Origin of the sequence: Jeotgalicoccus aerolatus (genome assembly GCF_014635205.1) — a bacterium.
In the GTDB taxonomy this organism is placed as follows: Bacteria; Bacillota; Bacilli; order Staphylococcales; family Salinicoccaceae; genus Jeotgalicoccus; species Jeotgalicoccus aerolatus.
Window position 1 is genome coordinate 1,170,278 of record NZ_BMCN01000001.1, and the last position, 20,887, is coordinate 1,191,164.

Sequence of the window (20,887 nt, forward strand, 5' to 3'; positions counted from 1 at the left end):
CTCCTATGGACGGTTCATTTCTAATTTGTAACGGATAAACATCAGAACAGCCAGCATTACCAATGTAACGATACCGATGCCGAGAAAAGGCAAGCTGAAGACCGTTGCAAAATAACCGGCAAGAATCGATCCGGCCACTGAACCTAGTGAAAAGTATGAGTAGAAAATTCCGTTTGCCTTGCCGCGTTCATTCATTGCAGAGTGCTCTGCAATAATTTTATTCATGGACGGGAAGATTAAACCAAAGCCGAGGCCGTATATTACCATAACGCCGAATATCGTTCCAATGGTCGGTACGAAATGCAGCAGAATCATGCTTAGACTTAAAACTAGAATCCCTGCTGCGACCAGGCTCTCACTTTTATAAATCGAATATATTTTATTAATCGGTGATGCAAATACAATAATTGCTGTGACACCAAAGACGCTGAGCATCATCCCCGTCATGGATGCGTCGGCATTTAAGCTCGCGGTTTTTATCGGCAGACCAAAAGCGAGTGTGCCCTGAGCTATCATCAGTGTAAATGATGAAATATATGCCACATTTAATGCCGGACGAAGCAGCAGTTCTATGAATGGCGTTGCCATGTGACTCTGTCTGCTTTCTTTGGTCGAGCTTTCTTTAATACTGAACAGCGTTAACAGTGTACCGAATACATATACCCCCGATAGGACGTAGTACACCATTTCGTAGCTGACAGTGCTTGAAATAATGCCGCCGGCTGCCGGTCCGAGAATGGCTGCTGAGCCGATTGCTACACCTGTCAATGCCATCGATTTACCAATTGCTGATTTCCTTGAAATATCAGCGACTAAACTGAAGGCTGCCGGGGTCAGCAGGCCGCTTGAAAAGCCGTGTATTGCTCTTACTGCGAGCAGTATGCCGAGCGACGGTGTCGTCGTATAAATCAGCACGAAAAATACCTGCATAATCATACCGAATAAGAGTGTGTTGCGGCGTCCGAACTTATCGGAAAAATAACCCCCTGCAACGTTTCCGACCATATTAAACAAGGAATACATTGCAACGACGATACCCGCCATAAATTCAGATGCACCGAGTTCCAGTGCAAATGGTGTAATAATCGGCAATTGGATAAATAAATCCAAAAAGCAGATTACGATAACCATATATAAAATAACTTTTGACTTCACATTATACCTTCTATTCTAATTTCTCATTTTCTATCCTTTTAATTATAACGAAAAAAAGACAGCAAGGCACGTCCGCCCGGCTGTCTTTCAAAATACATTTTAGATTTAAGCTTTTTTGTTCAATTTTTGTTCATAAGCATCGATCATCGCTGCGACTGCACCGTCACCGGTAACATTTGTCGCTGTACCGAAGCTGTCCTGAGCAACGTATAAGGCGATCATGAAGGCAACTGCTGCATCGTTGAAACCTAAGTTGGACATGAGCACGCCGCTCGCTGCCATAATCGCACCGCCCGGTACACCCGGTGCTGCAATCATAACGACACCTAAGAGCAGTATGACGCCGAGCATTTCCCATAGTCCCGGCATATCGTATCCAGGTAAAATTGTCATAACCGCAATTGAACAGCTGACAATTGTAATCGTACTGCCGGATAAGTGGATTGTCGCACCCAGCGGTACGACGAAGTCAGCAATACGTGCGCGAATGCCGTTTTCCTTCGTACGTGCTAATGTTACAGGTATTGTCGCTGCACTGGACATCGTCCCTAATGCTGTAAAGTATGCCGGCAGCATGTTTTTCAGCATTTTAAATGGATTTTGTTTTAACAGTGAACCCGCAATTGTATATTGAACCGTGAGCCATACCCAGTGAAGGACGATTGCAACAATCAGCACGACACCAAATACGAGCAGGGTATCAAATACTGTACCCGTCGCTGCCATGTCTGCAAAAACACCGGCGATGTAGAACGGCAGTATTCTAATAATGACTTTCTCAATAATAAATTCAGTAATATCTTTACCTTGATCGAAGAATTTAATCATCAGATCCGCTTTAATAATATTCATAACAATACCGACTGCAAATGCAAGAACAAGCGCCGGTAAAATATCTATGATCGGCGGTATATCAAATTCCAGGAATGGTGCAATCTCGCTGCCTTCTTCAGGCACTGAGCTGCCGGCAGTAATACGCGGCATGATAAAAATTGCAACAGCGTAAGCAAGTAAGCCTGCGCCGAGTGTCGACAAGTAGGCTACCCCGAGCGTCGCTCCGACGACTTTACCTGAACCTGAGCCGATTTTTGAAATCCCTGATGCAATAAAAAACAGAATAATAAATGGAATCGTAAAGAAGATAAATGCCCCTAAAACTGATTGAACTGTTACGAATAATCTGACGATGAATTCCATGACAGAACCCATTACACCGTCATTGCCAGTCAGATAATAAATGCCCCCGATGACGATACCGGCAACGATACCCGCAATTAATTTTGCTAATAATTTCACTCTCAAACACCCCTCGAGTTTTTCATCTCACCAAACATAGCTTTTTGCGCCTTTAATTGCAAGCGTTTTCTTAAAATATTTTCTCGTAGGCTGCATACCAGTTATCTAAATTTTCATCCAGATTCAATTTACCTCTGAATTCAAATCCCAATTTTTCAAACAGCTGCTGCATCGGTTTGTTTTCCATCGATGTATCCGTATGTATACCGTAATAGCCTTTCGCTTTTCCTTCTTCGATTACACCGTTTAAAATTTTCTGCGCCAGACCTCTTCCTTGAAAATCGGGATCTACAGCTAGTCTGTGCAGCGCCAGACAATCGAACCTGGCAAGGGCCCAGGGAATATCGTCATAGGCGTATGCATGGTTGTCATCCGCTACGATGCAGCCTTTAATTACACCCGCTTCATCAAATACATATAAAGTATCGTTCTTAATATCTTTTTGGAATGTTGCCTCAGTCGGATAATATTCATCCCACTGATAATTTCCCGCTGCGTGCATTCTCGGTAAAACCTTCCGGATTATCCCCATAACATAAGGAACATCATCACTGACTGCTAGTCGTAAAGACATATGTTTTCCTCCATTTAATAAAATATTTCTAAAAATACCGTCAATAAGCTATGCATTCAATTATACATTGATGTATACTGTCTTAAAAGACTAAAAATGTAAGGGGTTTTATAATGTTTAAATTTGATAAGAATACTGTGCCGTATCATATTTCAAATCTGGTATTCTATTTGGTCACTTTAGCTGTTGTCGGTCTGATTTATTATTTCGCATTTTTACCGCCGCTGCTTGAAGTCACAACAGACGAGTTTTTCTCATCATTTGGATTCGGTGAATTTATCGGGTCATTGTTCTTCCTTGTCCTGATTATTGTACCGATTTTACTTATCGTCGGCGCGGTGTTCCATTTAATCAGACTGATTAAACCGGAAAAAAATATACCGGCAGAAAATTAATTTCCATGGGGATGGAATGAAAAAGCTCCGCAGTCAAATGACTGTGGAGCTTTTCGCTTATTTTGATTTTAATGTTTTATTGAGTGCGATTGTATAATGACGCGGCTCGCGGGCACCGCTGATTGCAAACTTATCATCGAAAATATAATACGGCAGCGTACGCACTTTGTTCACTTTCGCCATATTGAAATCGCCAATTACATTTTCTAAAAACAGGCTCGGATCATTAATCACTTCTGCCGCCCGCACTTCAGGAATTCTATTGTCTTTTGCAATTTCCAGAAGGACGTCTTTATCGTTGATATTTTTCCCCTCGATAAAGTACGCCTGCTGCAGCGCATCCAGCATGCTTTCGCCAAGACCAAATTCATAAGCTAATTTTAAAAGACGGTGCGCATCGCGCGTATTGACAGGAATGACCTGATCCATATTGAAATCGATGCCGGCTTTTTTACCCTCTTCAACGATATGAGCGACCATCTCTTTAATTTCTTCCATGGGTTTCTCATGCTTTTCCGCCAGAACTTCATACATATTTTTGTCCGTCGACTGCGGTGCCTGATTATCCAATTCATAACTTGCATACTCAACATTAATCGGTTCATCTGCTTTGAACTCAGCTAATGCTTTCTCAAAGTTCTTTCTGCCGATATAACTAAAAGGACAGGAAATATCGGTATATATTTTAATGTGCATTCAACCACTCCTCATCTTCTATTAAATTTTAACACATTTGTTCAAGAATTCAGTAAAACTGTCACTTTACTGTACAATATTTCGTACTAAAGCACGTCAAAATCTGATACAATAACTCTTGTAAAACTATCAGGATTTATCCTGCAAATAAATTTGATAGGTGGAAAATATAATGAAATATCGAGTTTTACTTTACTATTACTACACAGATGTAGAAGATCCGGAAACATTTGCCGCAGAACACTTGAGATTCTGCAAAGACTTAGGGCTGAAAGGCCGTATCTTAGTAGCCACAGAAGGCATCAACGGTACCGTATCAGGCGACTACGAACAGACTGAGCGCTATATGGAATATATGAAATCTCACCCTCTATTTAAAGATATCGTCTTTAAAATTGATGAGGCTAAAGAACATGCATTTAAGAAAATGTTTGTCCGTCCGCGCCCCGAGCTTGTTAACTTAAGCCTGGATGTCGACATTGATCCGCGCGAACAGACTGGAGAGCATTTATCCCCTGCTGAATTTTATGAACAGATGCAGCGTGATGACACTGTCGTTTTAGACGTTAGAAATATTTATGAATACGATGTCGGCCACTTCCGGGGCGCAATTAAACCCGATGTGGAAACATTCCGCGACACACCCCAGTGGGTCCGTGATAACCGTCACTTATTCGAAGGCAAGAAAATACTGACATACTGCACAGGCGGCATTCGCTGTGAGAAATTCTCAGGCTGGTTAAAAAATGAAGGCTTCGATAATGTTGCCCAGCTCGACGGCGGTGTAGCAACTTACTCAAAAGACCCTGTCGCTAAAGGTCAGCTCTGGGACGGTCAGATGTACGTCTTTGACGAAAGACTGACAGTGCCGATCAACCAGGTCGAACATGTTGTTGTCGGCCGGGATCACTTTGACGGTGAACCGTGCGAACGATATATTAACTGCGCTAACCCTGAATGCAACGCACAAATTTTAGCATCAGAAGAAAATCAGGCATATCACTTAGGCGGCTGTTCAATGGAATGTGCCGAACACCCTAGAAACCGATATATTGTCGAACATAATATGACTACTGATTTTGTTGAAGCGCGTATTGAAGAATTAAAACAGACTGATTTCGCAAAAACAGAACCTGTCCTAAGTCACAAAGGTGCATAATATAAGTTACAACCAGCCCGGTCCTCCGGCGCTGGTTTTTTTGTGCTGAAAATTTATGCTGTCAGGTCATTGAACATACCTCATCTGCCTGATAAATCTTCTGTCAGGTCAATGAGCATACCTCATTTGCCTGATAAACCCTCTGTCAGGTCAATGAACATACCTCATCTGCCTGATAAATCTTCTGTCAGGTCAATGAACAGACCTCATCCGCCTGATAAATACACACCACCATAAATCCTAGTAAAAAGATAAGATTTATCTATTAAATAATTGAATTATTCCAAATACGTGATATCATTAATTTTAATTCATAGTACATAAGTAGGAAAAAAGTTCTAAAGAAATCGTCCGAAGGGAGAAGTTTATGGAGTTTAATATTTTGAACCAAAGTCCCATTTTAAAGAATCATTCTGTTCAGGAATCACTGCAGCATACGGTTCATCACGCCAAACTCGCAGATGGTCTCGGCTATAAGCGCTACTTTTTATCAGAGAACCATAATTTAGATAATGTTATCGGCACTGCGCCGGAGGTTTTAGTCACTCACCTTATCAATCATACGAAAATTATGAATATCGGAGCCGGCGGGGTTATGCTGTCTCACCATAATCCTTTTCACGTGGCGGAGCAGTTTCAGCTGATTAGCCACCTTGCACCCGGACGAATTGACCTCGGTATAGGCAAAGCTCCAGGCGGTACACCGCTCGCAACTCAGGCACTGCAGCATGAGCTTCGTCCGGATATCGATTCGTTCAACGACCGGTTTTTATCGTTGAAATCGTATATTGACGGAACGCATGAAAATTCCGGTTCTCTAAAAATTTCACTGGATACGGACTCCAGCCGCCCGACTATGTTTCTTTTAGGCGGCAGCACTTCATCTGCATAATTCGCAGCAGAAAATCAGACCAATTATATTTTTGCTCACTTCATTAAAAATGATCCTGTCTTACTTAAAGAAGTGACGGACATATACCGCCGGTTTAATCCGGACGGCAAGCTGATTATTGCCCTATCCGTTCTCGCCGCAGAGACTGAAGACGAAAAAAACCAGGCGCTCAAAGAGAACGAGTTTTATCAGCTGAAATTCCCGGACGGTAAAACACTCCGCGTGCAAACTGAAAGTCAGGTTAACGAGTTCATCAAAACATCTGATGTAAAAATTGAAGTGGAAAAGAAACGTCCAGATATGATTCTTGGTTCACAAGAAGAGATTCTCTCTCAGGTAAAAGCACTGAGTGACGACAATGATATTGATGAGTTTATGTTCCACTTGCCGACAGCTCAAGCTGATTTACGTGACAAGACGATTCAAACACTCGCACCTATCCATACCATACACAAAGAAAAGGCTGGGATATTATGAGTAAGAAAGTACAATTCGGAGTCATGCTTCACGGACCGGGCGGTCATATGAATGCGTGGAGAAGTCCTGATGTGGCAAGCGATGCCAGTGTCAATTTAGAGCATTACAAAAATATTACTTTAAAATCTGAAGCAGCAGGTTTTTCATTTGTATTCGTTGCTGACGGCCTGTTTATAAACGATAAATCTATTCCTCATTTCCTAAGCAGATTTGAACCGCTGACTTTACTCGGGGCACTTGCACCGATTACTTCTCACATCGGCCTTGTCGGAACTGTTTCGACATCTTACAGCGAGCCGTTCACTATCGCCCGCCAGCTGGCTTCTATCGATATGATGTCAGGCGGACGTGCCGGCTGGAATGTTGTCACATCGCCTTTAGAAGGCAGTGCTAAAAACTTCAGTAAAGATAAGCATCCCGAACACAGTCTCCGTTACGATATCGCTGATGAGCATTTAGCAGTCGTTCAAGGCTTATGGGATTCATGGGAAGATGATGCATTTATACGCGATAAGGCATCCGGCCAGTATTTCGATAAAGACAAAATGCACGAATTAAATTATGAAGGTGAGTTTTTCAAAATTGCCGGTCCTTTAAATATTGAACGTTCGCCCCAGGGTCAGCCGATTATATTCCAGGCAGGAGCGTCACCTAAGGGTTCAGCATTTGCGTCAAGAAATGCCGATGCAGTATTTACGAATGCCAGCACTTTAGAAAAAGCTCAAGCAACCTATGCTGACCTTCGCCAGCAGGCAGCAGACAACGGCCGTAATCCAGATGAGATTAAAGTTTTTCCAACGCTGCAGCCGATTGTCGGCAAAGATCATGAAGAAGTCAGAGCGCGTTATGACGCGATTAAAAATCTCGTAACGATTGAAGAAGCACTCGCTTACCTCGGCCGCTACTTTGATCATCACGACTTTACACAATACGATGTCGATGCCCCGTTCCCTGAACTTGGTGATATCGGTAAAAACAGTTTCCGCTCGACAACAGATGAAATTAAACGCCGTGCAAAAGAAAATAATTTAACGCTGCGTCAAGTGGCTATGGAAGAAACAACTAGAGAAAGTGCCTTTATGGGCACATATGATGAAGTTGCCGATCAGATAATTGAATGGATCGATAACGATGGTGCAGACGGTTTCGTTCTGACACCGCATATTCTCGGCGATTTTTTCCACGACTTTATCGACAAAGTCATTCCAATCCTGGTCGCTAGAGGCTACTATGACATTTCATATGAAGGACAGACTTTAAGAGATGAACTCGGTTTGCCGTTTAAAGAGAACCGTTATGTCAAATAAATAATTAAAAGCATCTAAGCTGTTGAGCCCCCTCTCCTCATCCGCTTAGATGCTTTTTTATCGTTTTATTCTTATGAAAGCGTTTTAATTTTCTATTTTATCAAAATTATCAGAATACTTATTGACGAAGTATATACCTCTTGCTACACTTAGCATTAAATTTTTATTTTCCCAATGGCAGGAGGACTCATATGCTTACATTTTTTATCGCTTTATTTTTACTGATTGCAGGATACATCATTTACGGTAAATTAGTTGAGAAGATTTTTGTTATCGATAATGACAATCCGACCCCGGCATATAAAACTAACGACGGTGTGGATTACATGCCGATGCACCCGATTAAAGGATGGCTGATACAGCTGTTAAATATCGCGGGTCTTGGCCCCGTCTTCGGTGCTGTTGCTGGTGCTGTGTACGGTCCGCCCGCTTTAATCTGGATCGTTGTCGGCTGTATTTTTGCCGGTGCAGTCCACGACTACTTCGCCGGAATGCTCAGCTTAAGACATAACGGCTCCCAGTTCCCTGCTTTAGTGGAAAGATATTTGGGCAAAGGTGTAAAAGCATTTATCTATATTGTGTCACTTGCACTGATGATTTTAGTAACAGCGGCATTTACTGCAGGACCTGCAGAATTAATTTCTTTAAAAACAGATGGTGCGATTCCATTCTTTCTTGCACTAGTCATTATTTTTGCTTATTTTGTAATGGCAGCTGTACTGCCAATTAATAAAATTATCGGACGGATTTACCCGTTCTTTGGTGCAGTACTGATTATCATGGCTGTATCGGTTATGATTGGCCTGCTTGTTTCAGACACACCGATTCCGAACTTAACTTTAGAAAATCAGCATCCGGAAGGACTCCCTGTCTGGCCGCTCATTATGGTGACTATTTCATGCGGTGCGATCAGCGGATTCCACTCAACTCAGAGCCCGATTATCGCCCGGACAGTTAAGAAAGAATCGGACGGCAGAAAAGTATTTTTCGGTGCAATGATCGCTGAAGGTGTGATTGCCTTGATCTGGGCAACTGCCGGTATGACATTTTTCAATGGCACAGGCGGTCTTGCTGATGCATTAGCAGCAGGCGGTCCAGCAGGTGTTATCGATACAATCTCAATTGAAATGCTCGGTTCAGCCGGTGCAATCCTTGCATTTTTAGGTGCAATTATTTTACCAATTACAACTGGAGATACAGCACTCCGTTCATCCCGCATGATGTTAACAGAAGCTGTTACCAGCATCAGAAAGAGCGGTAAAACGCCAAAAATGATCTGGATGACAATCTGTGTCGGTGTGCCTGCCTTTCTCCTTTCAACGATAGATTACACTTTCCTGTGGAGATATTTAGGATTTACTAACCAGACAGTTGCAGCTACCATGCTGTGGGTTGCGACCGTTTATCTCTTAAAAGAAGGCAAACTGCACTACATTGCAGGAATCCCTGCCTTGTTCATGACAGGCGTCGTCGGCACATACTTCCTGTATGCCCCTGAGACGCTGAATTTAGACTACGGTATATCCGTAATTGGCGGACTTGTTCCGGTCGCTGTCACAGGCTTCCTGTATGTCAGAGCGATTTTTAAACAGCGCAGCATCAGAATTGAAAATGCAGCCTACGAACAATAACTGCACTCTAAAATATGTAACTTTAAGTTTATTATTTTAATAAAAGCATGCCCTTATATGATACTGGGCATGCTTTTTTTATATAGTTTACAAGGTATGGATTTTCGGGTGATAACGGTGATTTCCCGTTGTGATTCAAATCTCAAAATTCCTCTTAAATCATTATCAAAATAAAAAAGCACCCCTAAAGCTGAATGTTAGTGTTCAACTTTAGGGGTGCCTATCATCTATATTAGACGCTTGCTATTAAAATTTGTAATTAGAATCTGTAGTAACCGTCAACGTGACCGTGTACGTAAGATACAGCGCGTTGGCCAACGCCTTCTGATGGGTTAAGTGCATCTACCATTTGGCCATTTCCAATGTAAACTCCAACGTGTGAGAAGTTGTTAAAGAATACAAGATCTCCAGGTTGCGGGTTAGATACTTGCGTACCAGCTGCTTGCTGACCGTAAGTAGTTCTTGGAATTGATTTACCATTGAATGCAGCCATGAACTGCTGAGTAAATGCTGAGCAGTCTACTGCTGATGCAGAGTTGCCGCCGTATACGTAGCTCTTGCCAGCTGCTAATGAGTTAGCAACTGCTGCTGCGTTACCGCCAGTTACTGCTGGTTCTGCTGCAGGTGCTGCAGGTGCTGCTTGTGGCTGTTCAACTTCTTCAGTTTCTTCTACTTCAGGAGTTTCTTGAACTTCTTCTACTTCTTCAACTGCTGGTGCTGCTGTTTCTTCAACTTCTACTTCTTCAACTTCCGCTGCTTCAACTTCTTCTACAGCAGGTGCTGCTGCTTCTTCAGCTTCAGGAGCTTCTTGAACAGATGCCGCTTCCGGTGCAGCTTCTTCAGCTACAACGATAGTTTTACCAGCGATAATTAGATCTGAAGATAAGTTGTTCCAAGCTTTGATTTCATCGATAGAAATATCGAATTGGCTTGCAATTGCAAATAAAGTGTCGCCAGCTTCGATAGTGTATGTAGTTGCATCATTGTCAGCTTCAGTTTCTTCTGCAGGTGCTGCACTTGGTGCTTCAGCGTCTACTTTAAGAACGTCGCCAGGGAAAATTAGATCTGAAGATAAGTTGTTTAATGACTTAATTTCTTCAACGGATTGTGATGCGCCAGCTGAAATGCTCCAAAGCGTGTCGCCTGATTCTACTGTTACTTCTGATGCTGATATATTAGCTGCAGCTACTGCTGATAATGCCGTAAGCGATGCTGCAGAAATGATTGTTTTTTTCATGTTTAAATCCTCCATAGTTTGGGAATATATTTATTAAACTCTGTACGAGTTATTTCCACGAGTCCTACTATAGCACATGATTTAGGCATTTTGGCTTTTGTAATTGACTTGTAATATAATAGAAAAACTAGTGAGATTAGAATAATAGGACGTCACAAATATTCATATTGTTAATTCCATATTAAAACGCCGAACCCCTTGTCATATCAAGTGGTCTCGGCGTTTTATCATATAATTTAAATTCAAAGTAATCTAACTTCCGTAACATAACTGTAATGTTCTAAATAAATAATAAATCAAGTAAAACCAGTGTCACACCGGCGACAACTCCTCATATCACAGATGTCTGTTCGGCAATCTGCTCCAGATCTTTCTGGCTCATAGAGTCATCTGTAATCATTCCTGTAAAATCCTTTAGGTCACAAATCTTAGAAAACGCAGTGTGATTCAGCTTGCTTGAATCGACTACGAGATATGCTGACTGGCCGCACTTCATCATCAGCCGCTTCACCTTGGCTTTTTCAATCGTCGGTGCAAATATTCCTTCGCTGATTGTCATAGCCTGAGTACCGACAAATGAGACGTTCACTTTAATATTATTCAGCATGTCTATCGTCTGTGAACCGTACATGGATCCAACATTTTGCTGGACAGTGCCGCCTAAAATAATCACTTCATGCCGGCTGTCGATTAATTCCGCCGCAGCTTTAATGTCATTTGTTACGATACGCACAGTATAATCAACAGTTTTTAACATTTTACAAATTTCCAGCGTCGTCGTACCCGCATCGAGTAAAATCGTTTCATCCGGTTTAATAAACTGCATTGCTTTTTTGGCAATCAGTCTTTTTTCTTCTATATTCACAAGCTGTTTTTTTACAAATGGCACTTCATTTAAGAAGGAATCCTTGAGCAGAATAGAATGAGAGGTTCTGATAATCTGTCCTTTCTCTTCAAGTGCCTTTAAATCACGACGCACTGTCATTTCTGAAACATTTAGTTCATTGGCCAGCAGCTCTATCGTGACATTGCTGTCTCCAGCTACCCGGTTAACTATATATTGCTGTCTTTTACTTTTCACAATCGATCACCTTGAGATTCATTATATTGTCCAATTTTCACATTGTAAAGTGAATAGTGTGATATTTTAACAATTAATTATTATTTTTGTTCACTTTTAACATTTATATCACATTCAGCTATAAAAAAAGTAAAACCCGTTTGTTCGGATTTTACCAATTCTTTCTCTATTTTTTTATAATGACTCCGCGTGCCTTCAGTTCACGTTTTAGATCTGCCATACGGTCCGCTTCTCCGTTTTCCTTGGCCTTGTGGTACTCACTCAGCATATCGGTCACTTCATCTTGAGTGCCTTGGATTTTATCTTCTTTGTTTTCATCCTTATAGATGAACTCTACTCTGAAAGTTACGAACAGCATTATAATACCAAATACAACAGCGAGTCCTAGGCTCGATACGCCTGCAATATTATCCAATGTATTATTGCTGATGACTTTTTCCGATAAAAACCCGGCAATTTCCGGGGTAATAAATCCGACAGCCATCCCAATCAGAACTTTAATCGGATCAAAATGATATTTCTTTTTATCCGGACGTCTTTCATCTTCTTCTGATTTTAAAAACATAATATGCTCCTTAAATATCTTCTTTGTCTTGTATTATACTAAATAAAGAACGGAATGACGTTAAAAAAGTCATATCGGGACATAATTATCTCCAGAATAAAAAAATCCGCGTGTCAGCTTGAGGGTCATCGCGCCAGATAGGTATCTGATGCTGATGCTATTCCCCAAAGTGTCTAACACACGGATTTTATAAGTTTAATATCTGCTTATTCTTTTTCTGCAGTTACTGTAAAGCGTTCTTTCACATGATTCGCATTCTCTGCTTCATCTACAATGGCAATCGCGTAGTCAGCATAGCTGATATAGCTTTCTCCCGCTTCATTCACCAACAGTATATCACTGCCTGACTGGTATTTACCTGTACGTTTTCCTGCTGCATCAAATTCCGCAGAAGGGCTCACAAATGTCCACAGCAAGTCTTCTGTTGCCTGAAGTTCTTTCAAGTTTGCACCTTGTCCGCTGGCTGTCGCTTTAAACATATCCGGGAAGTTCGGTGTATCGATAACTTGAGTTGTTTTACTGTCATCTACATATAAACTGCCGGCACCGCCGACAACGATCAGACGAGTATCCGTTCCGGATAAGGCACTAATCAGTGAACGCCCCGCTTCAATATGAGCATCTTTTTCACCAAGCGGTGCACCAAATGCATTGACGACAACGTCTAGTCCATTAAAATCTTCTTTAACCAATTCCTGAACTTCTTTTTCTATTACTTTTACATCTTTATTATTTAACTTATTCGCATTTCTGACGATTGCAGTCACTTCGTGACCTCTGTTTTTCGCTTCATCCAAAATTAAACTGCCTGCTTTTCCTGTTGCACCTACGATTCCTATTTTCATAAAAATCCTCCTCTTATGCTATAATTTTGTACAATACAATTATATACCTCACGCTTACTTTTCGAAACATAGATGCTTATAGTAAGGAGAATGATCATGAAGAAGAAAATACAGAAAACCAATGCCATGCGAGTGCTGGAAAAACATAAAATAGATTACACCGTTCATGAGTATCCGTGGAATGATGAACATACTGATGCACAGTCTGCTGCAGATAAAATCAGCATGCCTCTTCATAAAATTTATAAAACACTGGTAGCTGTCGGCAGCCAGACCGGGGTACTTGTAGCCTGCATCCCTGCTTCTTCGGAACTCGATTTAAAGAAATTTGCCAAAACGAGCGGTAATAAAAAAGTGGATATGCTCCATATGAAGGATCTTGAGAAAACGACTGGTTATATACGCGGCGGCTGTTCACCGGTCGGTATGAAAAAACTATTTCCTACCTACATTGCACTTGAAGCACAGGATATGGCAGCGATTGTCGTTTCTGCCGGAAAACGCGGCATGCAGATGGAAGTGGATCCTGATCAATTAATAACAGTAGTCCAGGGTGAATATGCAGATATTACTTAAAACAAAAAGTCCTTAAATCCTATATACGGATTTAAGGACTTTGCTTTATTATGCTTTAACTACTGCTATTTCTCCATCTTTAATGTGAGCTTTCACATTATGAATGTCAGGATCTTCTAAAATTAAGTCTGTCAGCTGGTCTTCGATTTTATCTTGGATGACGCGTCTGAGCGGTCTTGCACCAAATCGTTTGTCATAACCCAGACTCACTAGTTTTTTCTTAGCATCATCAGTAATTGAAATGCTGATTTCATTTTCTGATAGTCTATCTTGCAGTTCTGTCATCATTAAATCAACGATTGTCATCAGATGATCTTCTGAAAGCTGGTTGAAATTAATAATGGCATCGAATCTGTTTAAGAATTCAGGTTTAAAGTAGCTGCTTAAGTTTTCAAGCGTACTGACTGATTCATGCTGGTCCGCATTAAAGCCGACACTTGCATTGTTATCACCTGTACCTGCATTACTTGTCATAATGACAACAGTTTCTTTAAAGCTGACCGTTCTGCCATGAGAATCTGTTAACTGTCCGTCTTCCATAATTTGCAGGAACATGTTCTGTACGTCAGGGTGTGCTTTTTCAATTTCATCCAGGAGAATAATTGAATAAGGATTATGGCGGACTTTTTCTGTCAGCTGTCCTGCTTCTTCATGACCGACATAACCTGGAGGCGAACCGATAATTTTAGATACCGCATGTTTCTCCATATATTCACTCATATCCAGTCTGAACATCGCATCTCTCGAACCGAACAACTCTTCAGCAAGTGCTTTCGTTAATTCAGTTTTACCGACACCCGTTGGACCAACAAAGAGGAAGGAACCAATTGGACGGTATTTAGATTTCAGGCCGGCACGGCTTCTTCTGACAGCTTTAGCTACTTTATCCACCGCTTCAGTCTGACCAATAACTTTGGCACTCAGATTATCACCGAGTTCTCTCATCTGATTCTGTTCTTCAGATTGGAGTTTCGTTACCGGTATACCTGTTTTTTCTTCGACGATCAGCTGAATATCTGATATATCAACATCCATTACCTGCTGTTCATCTGCTGCAGCTTCCAGCTGTTTCTCAAGCTGAAGTTCTTGGTATTTCAAGCGTGCAGCTGTTTCATAATCTTCCTGTTCTGCCGCTTCATCTTTCTCTTCTGCAATTTTCTCCAGTTTCTGTTTAATAGAATCCGTATCATTCTCTGCATTGGCAAGATTGAGTCTTGAACCGACTTCATCCATTAAATCTATGGCTTTATCCGGTAAGAAACGATCTTGTATATATCTGTGAGATAAGTTTACGAAAGCTTCAATGACTGCATCAGAGTAACTTACTTCGTGGAATTTCTCATATCTGTCCTTAATACCCTGCAAGATTAAAACCGATTCCTCCAGTGAAGGTTCTTTAACGATAATCGGCTGCAGACGGCGTTCGAGTGCGGCGTCTTTTTCAATTTGACGGTATTCTTTTAATGTTGTCGCACCGATAATTTGCAGTTCACCGCGTGCCAGAGCTGGTTTAAGAATGTTGCCTGCGTCCATTTGAGAACTTTCAGCTGAACCTGCACCGACGATTTGGTGAATCTCATCTATAAAGAGAATGACTTCTTTACGTTCTTTCAGTTCTGCGATCAACTGCTTCATGCGCTCTTCAAACTGTCCGCGCATAGAAGTGTTTGCAACAAGTGAAGCGACATCGAGGACGTAAATTTCTTTGTCCATCAGTTTCGCCGGCACATTGCCTTCTACGATTTTTAGTGCCAAGCCTTCAGCAATCGCTGTTTTACCGACACCGGGTTCACCGATTAATACCGGGTTGTTTTTGTTGCGTCTGTTTAAAGTCTCGATTACACGTTTGACTTCTTTGTCACGACCGATTACCGGATCGATATTGCCTGATCTTGCTTCATCAGAAATATTATTGCCGAGCTGATCTAAGAGACCGTCGCGCTGATTGTTTTGACGTTCGAGTGTTTTCGTACTTGTTGATTTGTTTCCTTGTCCATTAAAGTATTTATTATTCATATTATTATTTTCGAATGGTGATCCTTTAAAAAAGTCATTTGAGTTCATCATTTGACCTTGGATTTCCTGGAAACAGCTGTCACATAAATGAACCTGCATTTGCTGATTATTGAAATTCATTGCAAGGTTTACATTGGCTTCGTTAATACCGCAATTTTGACATTTCATATGTGTTTCCTCCTATTGATATATTCGTATTCACAGTCTATTTGACTTTGACTATATTTGACTATGATTACAGTATAAAGGCCTGGAAAGTTATTTTCAAATATGATGCTTACTCTGAATTTGTTTCAATTAAATACGTTGACCTTCTTTGACCTTATATACATAGTATACATTGACCTTATTTGACTTTCAACCTTTTTGATTAATTTATATAAAAACTATTTACAAAATATACTTCACAATGTATAGTTGATTACACAACTAATCAACCACTCATCAAGAAGGGAGGCGGAATACTTTTGAAAGCTGTATTAGATGATTCAAGTCCGATATTCCAGCAAATATACGAAATGATAGAAGACGACATTATAGAAGGCGAACTGGATGAAGGTGATCAAATCCCTTCAACAACAGAAATTTCTAAGTTTTATCAGGTTAACCGTGCCACTGCACAAAAGGGACTGGCTGTCCTGGTCGATGAAGGTTACGCCTATAAGCAGCGCGGTGTCGGTATATTTGTCGCTGAAGGCGCCACTGCCAAACTGATTGAAAAACGTAAACAGGAATTCCGCCTGCAGTTTGTTAAACCGCTGCTTGAGGAATCTAAAAGACTTCGTATGACAACCGACGAAATCATTCAATTTATTAAGGAGGATAACAATGATTAAAGTCAATAATTTGTCGTTTGCCTATGACGGCACTAACATATTAAAAGACGTAAACTTTAATGAATCTGAGCCGGTGATAATCGGACTCTGGGGCAGAAACGGCTCCGGTAAAACAACATTGATGAAAATTTTATCAGGCTTGGAAAAACCGGGGCACGGCACTGTAGAAGTAGACGGTGTTACACCTTATAACAACAGTGACGCGATGAACCACGTTGCGTTCATGCAGGAAGATCATCCCTACTCGGATATTTGGAATGTTAACGATGCTTTAAAATTCGGCAAAGAGTTTAATGCGAACTGGGATCAGCAGCTGGCTGATGACTTAATCGATATTTTCCAGCTGCCTAGAAAGAAAAAAATCCGCAATTTTTCAACGGGGATGAAAACGATGATTACCATTGCGATTGGTCTCGCCAGCAAAGCCCCGCTTACCATTTTTGATGAGCCATCAAATGGTTTAGACGCTCATATGAGAAAACAGTTTTACGAAGCCCTGCTCGATTCATACGATGAACACCCGCGGACGATTTTACTGTCTTCACATCACATTGAAGAAGTTGAACCGTTATGTGAAAAAATTGCAATTATCGATAACAACACTCTGATGCATTACGAAGAAACGGAAGAACTGAAAAACAGCGGCGTACATTTAAGCGGTTCTGTCGATGCGGTCACTGCGTTTGCAGGATCATATCGCATTCTTGAATCTCGCAAACTTGGCAAACAATTAAACGTAATGATTGACGCACCTATGACAGACGACTTGAAAACACGAGCTGACCAAGCCGGTGTGATGATAGAAAAAGCACCATTTCAAGATTATCTCGTTAATTTAACTAAGAAGGAGGCGAAACAAAATGAACACGCTTAAAGGTCCCTTCAATGTAGTCAATAAAGAAATGTCTCTGACCTTTACTATTAATGCTTTTCTGACAATCGCATTATTCGCTTTGTATATATTTCTTGGTACAAGAGCAGATTCTGACACGATGCTCGGTGTAATATTCGGACCTTACTATGTCGTATTTGCTGCTTATCCGTTTGTATTTTTTAAAGCATATAAATATATACTCGCACTTGGCGGCACACGTAAACAATTTATGATATCAGCGGTCACAATATCACTTATCTACTTAATCGCTGCAACAATATTATTGAATCTCTTGCACCTGATCGGCAGCAAAGTGCTGCACAATGGATATAGCTTCCACATGGCTAATATTCTTGGCGACCCTGGTACTGCGATGTATTTCTGGGTAGACTTTCTGTGGCTGTTTATACTATTTGGTCTTGGAATGTTTGCACAGGCCATATACTTTAACTTGGGTGCGATTCGCACTTTAATATTAGGTGGCATTTTAATTCTTGCCGGCGTTACAATCTACTTCTTCACAGATTTAACTCCGCTGTTTGAATTTATCGTACGCGAGCACTTGATGTTCCTGCACCTGTTTGCGCTGCTGTCATTAATACTGATTGGACTGTCATATTTCATGATGAGAAATGCGCCAATTGAACAAGGTGACAGAAAAATATTCAGATCATATTAATCGTTATATCATGAACCACCTGCCGTTTAAGACGGCAGGTGGCTTTTTTATGAGCAAGGTCGCAAAAAATAATACCACCTTGCTCGTTTTCACTCTCATTATGAGCAAGGTCATACAAATTAACTCCACCTTGCTCGTTTTCACTCTTGTTATGAGCAAGGTCGCACAAAATAACATCACCTTGCTCGTTTTCACTCTCATTATGAGCAAGGTCTCAAAAAATAACGTCACCTTGCTCGTTTTCACTCTCGTTGTGAGCAAGGTCGCACAAAATAATATCACCTTGCTCGTTTTCACTCTTATTATGAGCAAGGTCGCACAAAATAATATCACCTTGCTCATTTTCACTCTTATTATGAGCAAGATCGCAAAAAATATCACCACCTTGCTCGTTTTACTACTTATTATGAGCAAGGTCTCACAAAAAAAGATCACCTTGCTCGTTTTACTACTTATTATGAGCAAGGTCGCACAAATTAACATCACCTTGCTCATCCCCCGTCCACTACCCATAAACAAAAATAGCAGATACCCTCGTCAAGGATATCTGCTTAAACATCTCTATGTTCATTTATCTTTCTTCCCCAGCATATCAAGCGGGCTGAGTTTTGCTTCGATTTCGGCTCTGTCGACTTCCATATAAGGCGGCAAATCTAATTTTTCTCCAGCTTCAATGCCCGCTGTCGTACCGACGAGCCCCGGTCCATCAGTTGCAATCTCAAACATAATGCCGTTGGATTCCCGGAAGTAAAGACTCTTAAAGAAATGCCTGTCGATGATACCCGTTGATCTGAATCCTTTTTCCATGACTTTTTCATGCCAATAAGCCAGTTCTTCATCATTTTTTACATTAACAGCTAAATGATGGACACTGCCTCGGCCGGGTTGTTCTCTTTTATCGTCTTTAAATTTCGTCAGAATTTCTCCTTCGAATTCGCTCCCTGCGGGACGGTATAATCTTACCGATTCGTCACCGGATACTTTCACGTAATCGAACATTTCTGTCAATGAACTTTCCAATTTGTCCATTCGTCGGACTGTCATTTCAACTGTGCCAATACTGATAATTTGATGTTCTTCTGGAATCACGGAATCTTCCCAGCTGTCAAAGCGCTCAGCCATTTTTGCGTCTGCCACTTGCAGCGCCAGTCCGAGTCCATCATTATCTTCAAACATCAATGCGTGTCTCCCTGCATATTCAGTCACCGGCCCGCTATTGACACCGAAGCTGTCGAATCTTTCTTTCCAAAACGATAAACTCTCGGTACTTGGAACAAGTAGACCAATCCTTGTAATCGCATTTGTCCCGCGGTGTGTTTGTCCTGCCATCGGCATTTCAAAAAAAGATAATTCTGTTCCAACCGACCCGTTTTTATCGCCGTAAAACAAATGATACATCGACGGGTCGTCCTGATTCACTGTCACTTTAACTCTTCTCATACCGAGCACCTGGGTATAAAATTTATTGTTTTCCTGAGCATTCTTCGTCAACATTGAAATGTGGTGGTGTCCTAAAATTGTCTTCATAATATTAACCTCCGTTTAGTTACAGCTGAAAAGCATTTATTAAAACAAATTAATCATTACAACACCGGCCAGCATAATCATCAAACCGATCAGCTGTACCGGCACGACTGTGACTTTGGCTGATTTAAACAAGCCGAACTGCTGAACTAAAAGACTGCCGAAAATTTGTCCAAATAAAACGAGGACCACCGTCGGGCCTGTACCAATTTCACCGACAAGAAAGATATTGATCAGCACGTAAAAGCCGCCGAAGATACCGCCGAGCCAAACCCAGAGCGGCGCTTTTTGTGTCACAGGATATTTTACGGGCACCAGTGTTTTATCGCGTACTAAAACGATAATAATCAAAGTGGCCGCACCGACAAAGAATGAAATAAATGATGCTGTAAATGGCGAATTTACTGCTGCACCGAGTTCACCGTTAATTGCTGCCTGGACAGAAAGGAGTGCGCCGCCTGTAAAACCAGCCGCACGCCATGGCCACTTATTAATACTGCTGTTGACCGGCTCCAGCTTGTTCCGCCGCTGCTTAATAATATCCTGCAGCACCACTGCCAGAAAAACGCCTGCAAAAATTAAGAGGACACCGAACAGCCTGTTTAAACTAAAGGCCTGCACATAGGAATTAAACCAGCCGAAATGATCGATCGCCATCCCAGTAATAATCATACCGATAATAGGCATAATCGCAGTTTCTACACTGCCAATTTTGGGAAAGATAAATATATTTGTCGTCAGAGCGATTACCCCGCACACACCGCCGAGCCATATCCAAGCTGGTTCCGCAGTAAAACTCCCTGCTGGCGGTGTTAAAGGCAGTCCATTCACCATCACTATAATACTTAAAAATATTGTCCCGATAATAAATGAAATCATCGAAGCAATAAAGGGAGATAAGACGTAAACTCTAAGTCTCGAGTTAATGGCAGACTGCATCGACATACCCGCACCGATTGCCGCCCCCAGTACAGCTGTAAACATGGCTTTCACGCTCCTACTGTTTGCATATCATCGTATCACTTATTAAAACAAAAATCCCTTTTGAAAATTCAAAAGGGGTTCTAAATTA

22 protein-coding genes are annotated in these 20,887 nt (G+C 41.3%); 11 read left to right on the forward strand and 11 right to left on the reverse strand.

Annotated elements, in window-relative coordinates; translation table 11 throughout:
* Window positions 1-3: 3 nt before the first annotated feature.
* From IEU81_RS05950 to IEU81_RS05960, 3 genes are all read right to left on the reverse strand, one after another.
* The gene (locus IEU81_RS05950) at window positions 4-1,155 is read right to left on the reverse strand and encodes an MFS transporter (RefSeq protein WP_231957182.1); all 1,152 of its coding nucleotides are present in this window, start codon (window positions 1,153-1,155) and stop codon (window positions 4-6) included.
* Between the two features lie 105 nt (window positions 1,156-1,260).
* Window positions 1,261-2,451, reverse strand: a complete 1,191-nt coding sequence (locus IEU81_RS05955) for a dicarboxylate/amino acid:cation symporter (protein WP_092598729.1) — start codon at window positions 2,449-2,451, stop codon at window positions 1,261-1,263.
* Window positions 2,452-2,521: 70 nt separating this feature from the next.
* A complete protein-coding gene (locus tag IEU81_RS05960) occupies window positions 2,522-3,025 on the reverse strand; it encodes a GNAT family N-acetyltransferase (RefSeq protein ID WP_092598726.1) in 504 nt (167 codons plus the stop codon).
* Between the two features lie 113 nt (window positions 3,026-3,138).
* Between IEU81_RS05960 and IEU81_RS05965 the strand changes: the two genes are divergently transcribed.
* Window positions 3,139-3,420, forward strand: a complete 282-nt coding sequence (locus IEU81_RS05965; protein ID WP_092598723.1) for a hypothetical protein — start codon at window positions 3,139-3,141, stop codon at window positions 3,418-3,420.
* Window positions 3,421-3,477: 57 nt separating this feature from the next.
* On the opposite strand, the gene IEU81_RS05970 is transcribed toward IEU81_RS05965, so the two are convergent.
* Window positions 3,478-4,116, reverse strand: a complete 639-nt coding sequence (locus IEU81_RS05970; protein WP_186090726.1) for a DsbA family oxidoreductase — start codon at window positions 4,114-4,116, stop codon at window positions 3,478-3,480.
* A gap of 172 nt (window positions 4,117-4,288) precedes the next feature.
* Here IEU81_RS05970 and trhO point away from each other — a divergent pair, with 172 nt between their 5' ends.
* The 5 genes from trhO to IEU81_RS05995 all read left to right on the forward strand — a co-directional run bounded on the left by trhO (window position 4,289) and on the right by IEU81_RS05995 (window position 9,582).
* The gene (gene trhO, locus IEU81_RS05975) at window positions 4,289-5,275 is read left to right on the forward strand and encodes an oxygen-dependent tRNA uridine(34) hydroxylase TrhO (RefSeq protein ID WP_092598717.1); all 987 of its coding nucleotides are present in this window, start codon (window positions 4,289-4,291) and stop codon (window positions 5,273-5,275) included.
* Window positions 5,276-5,642: 367 nt separating this feature from the next.
* A complete protein-coding gene (locus IEU81_RS05980) occupies window positions 5,643-6,167 on the forward strand; it encodes an MsnO8 family LLM class oxidoreductase (RefSeq protein ID WP_186090728.1) in 525 nt (174 codons plus the stop codon).
* 72 nt (window positions 6,168-6,239) lie between these two features.
* Complete coding sequence (locus IEU81_RS05985) at window positions 6,240-6,644, forward strand: hypothetical protein (RefSeq protein ID WP_186090730.1); 405 nt, start codon at window positions 6,240-6,242, stop codon at window positions 6,642-6,644.
* On the forward strand, window positions 6,641-7,951 hold the full coding sequence (locus IEU81_RS05990; protein ID WP_186090732.1) for an LLM class flavin-dependent oxidoreductase: 1,311 nt from the start codon (window positions 6,641-6,643) through the stop codon (window positions 7,949-7,951). Before IEU81_RS05985 ends, IEU81_RS05990 begins: the two co-directional genes overlap by 4 nt.
* A gap of 191 nt (window positions 7,952-8,142) precedes the next feature.
* Entirely contained in the window at window positions 8,143-9,582 is a 1,440-nt protein-coding gene (locus IEU81_RS05995) for a carbon starvation CstA family protein (protein ID WP_186090734.1), read from the forward strand.
* Window positions 9,583-9,841: 259 nt separating this feature from the next.
* Here IEU81_RS05995 and IEU81_RS06000 read toward each other — a convergent pair whose 3' ends face one another.
* The 4 genes from IEU81_RS06000 to IEU81_RS06015 all read right to left on the reverse strand — a co-directional run bounded on the left by IEU81_RS06000 (window position 9,842) and on the right by IEU81_RS06015 (window position 13,310).
* Window positions 9,842-10,819, reverse strand: a complete 978-nt coding sequence (locus tag IEU81_RS06000; protein WP_186090735.1) for a C40 family peptidase — start codon at window positions 10,817-10,819, stop codon at window positions 9,842-9,844.
* A gap of 331 nt (window positions 10,820-11,150) precedes the next feature.
* Window positions 11,151-11,900, reverse strand: a complete 750-nt coding sequence (locus tag IEU81_RS06005) for a DeoR/GlpR family DNA-binding transcription regulator (RefSeq protein WP_186090737.1) — start codon at window positions 11,898-11,900, stop codon at window positions 11,151-11,153.
* Between the two features lie 166 nt (window positions 11,901-12,066).
* On the reverse strand, window positions 12,067-12,465 hold the full coding sequence (locus tag IEU81_RS06010) for a hypothetical protein (RefSeq protein WP_092598657.1): 399 nt from the start codon (window positions 12,463-12,465) through the stop codon (window positions 12,067-12,069).
* Between the two features lie 206 nt (window positions 12,466-12,671).
* Window positions 12,672-13,310, reverse strand: a complete 639-nt coding sequence (locus tag IEU81_RS06015) for an NAD(P)-dependent oxidoreductase (RefSeq protein WP_186090738.1) — start codon at window positions 13,308-13,310, stop codon at window positions 12,672-12,674.
* A 96-nt stretch (window positions 13,311-13,406) separates the two neighbouring features.
* On the opposite strand from IEU81_RS06015, the gene ybaK reads away from it, so the two are divergent.
* Complete coding sequence (gene ybaK, locus IEU81_RS06020) at window positions 13,407-13,886, forward strand: Cys-tRNA(Pro) deacylase (protein ID WP_218122154.1); 480 nt, start codon at window positions 13,407-13,409, stop codon at window positions 13,884-13,886.
* A 48-nt stretch (window positions 13,887-13,934) separates the two neighbouring features.
* Here the strand turns inward: ybaK and IEU81_RS06025 are convergent, their stop codons facing one another.
* On the reverse strand, window positions 13,935-16,070 hold the full coding sequence (locus IEU81_RS06025; protein WP_186090740.1) for an ATP-dependent Clp protease ATP-binding subunit: 2,136 nt from the start codon (window positions 16,068-16,070) through the stop codon (window positions 13,935-13,937).
* Between the two features lie 299 nt (window positions 16,071-16,369).
* On the opposite strand from IEU81_RS06025, the gene IEU81_RS06030 reads away from it, so the two are divergent.
* Genes IEU81_RS06030 through IEU81_RS06045 form a run of 4 tightly spaced genes read left to right on the forward strand, consistent with a single transcriptional unit; the run spans window position 16,370 to window position 18,934 of the window.
* On the forward strand, window positions 16,370-16,738 hold the full coding sequence (locus IEU81_RS06030) for a GntR family transcriptional regulator (RefSeq protein ID WP_092598645.1): 369 nt from the start codon (window positions 16,370-16,372) through the stop codon (window positions 16,736-16,738).
* Window positions 16,731-17,612, forward strand: a complete 882-nt coding sequence (locus IEU81_RS06035; protein ID WP_092598642.1) for an ABC transporter ATP-binding protein — start codon at window positions 16,731-16,733, stop codon at window positions 17,610-17,612. Before IEU81_RS06030 ends, IEU81_RS06035 begins: the two co-directional genes overlap by 8 nt.
* The gene (locus tag IEU81_RS06040; RefSeq protein ID WP_092598639.1) at window positions 17,599-18,291 is read left to right on the forward strand and encodes a hypothetical protein; all 693 of its coding nucleotides are present in this window, start codon (window positions 17,599-17,601) and stop codon (window positions 18,289-18,291) included. Before IEU81_RS06035 ends, IEU81_RS06040 begins: the two co-directional genes overlap by 14 nt.
* A 49-nt stretch (window positions 18,292-18,340) precedes the next feature.
* Window positions 18,341-18,934 carry a hypothetical protein gene (locus IEU81_RS06045; RefSeq protein ID WP_186090742.1) on the forward strand — a complete coding sequence of 198 codons (594 nt, stop codon included), beginning with the start codon at window positions 18,341-18,343 and terminating at the stop codon, window positions 18,932-18,934.
* Here IEU81_RS06045 and IEU81_RS06050 read toward each other — a convergent pair.
* Together IEU81_RS06050 and IEU81_RS06055 are read right to left on the reverse strand one after the other, a co-directional pair.
* Entirely contained in the window at window positions 18,859-19,818 is a 960-nt protein-coding gene (locus IEU81_RS06050; RefSeq protein ID WP_186090743.1) for a VOC family protein, read from the reverse strand. The two genes, IEU81_RS06045 and IEU81_RS06050, sit on opposite strands and share 76 nt — an antisense overlap.
* Before the next feature lie 39 nt (window positions 19,819-19,857).
* A complete protein-coding gene (locus IEU81_RS06055) occupies window positions 19,858-20,799 on the reverse strand; it encodes a DMT family transporter (protein WP_092598626.1) in 942 nt (313 codons plus the stop codon).
* Between the last annotated feature and the right edge of the window lie 88 nt (window positions 20,800-20,887).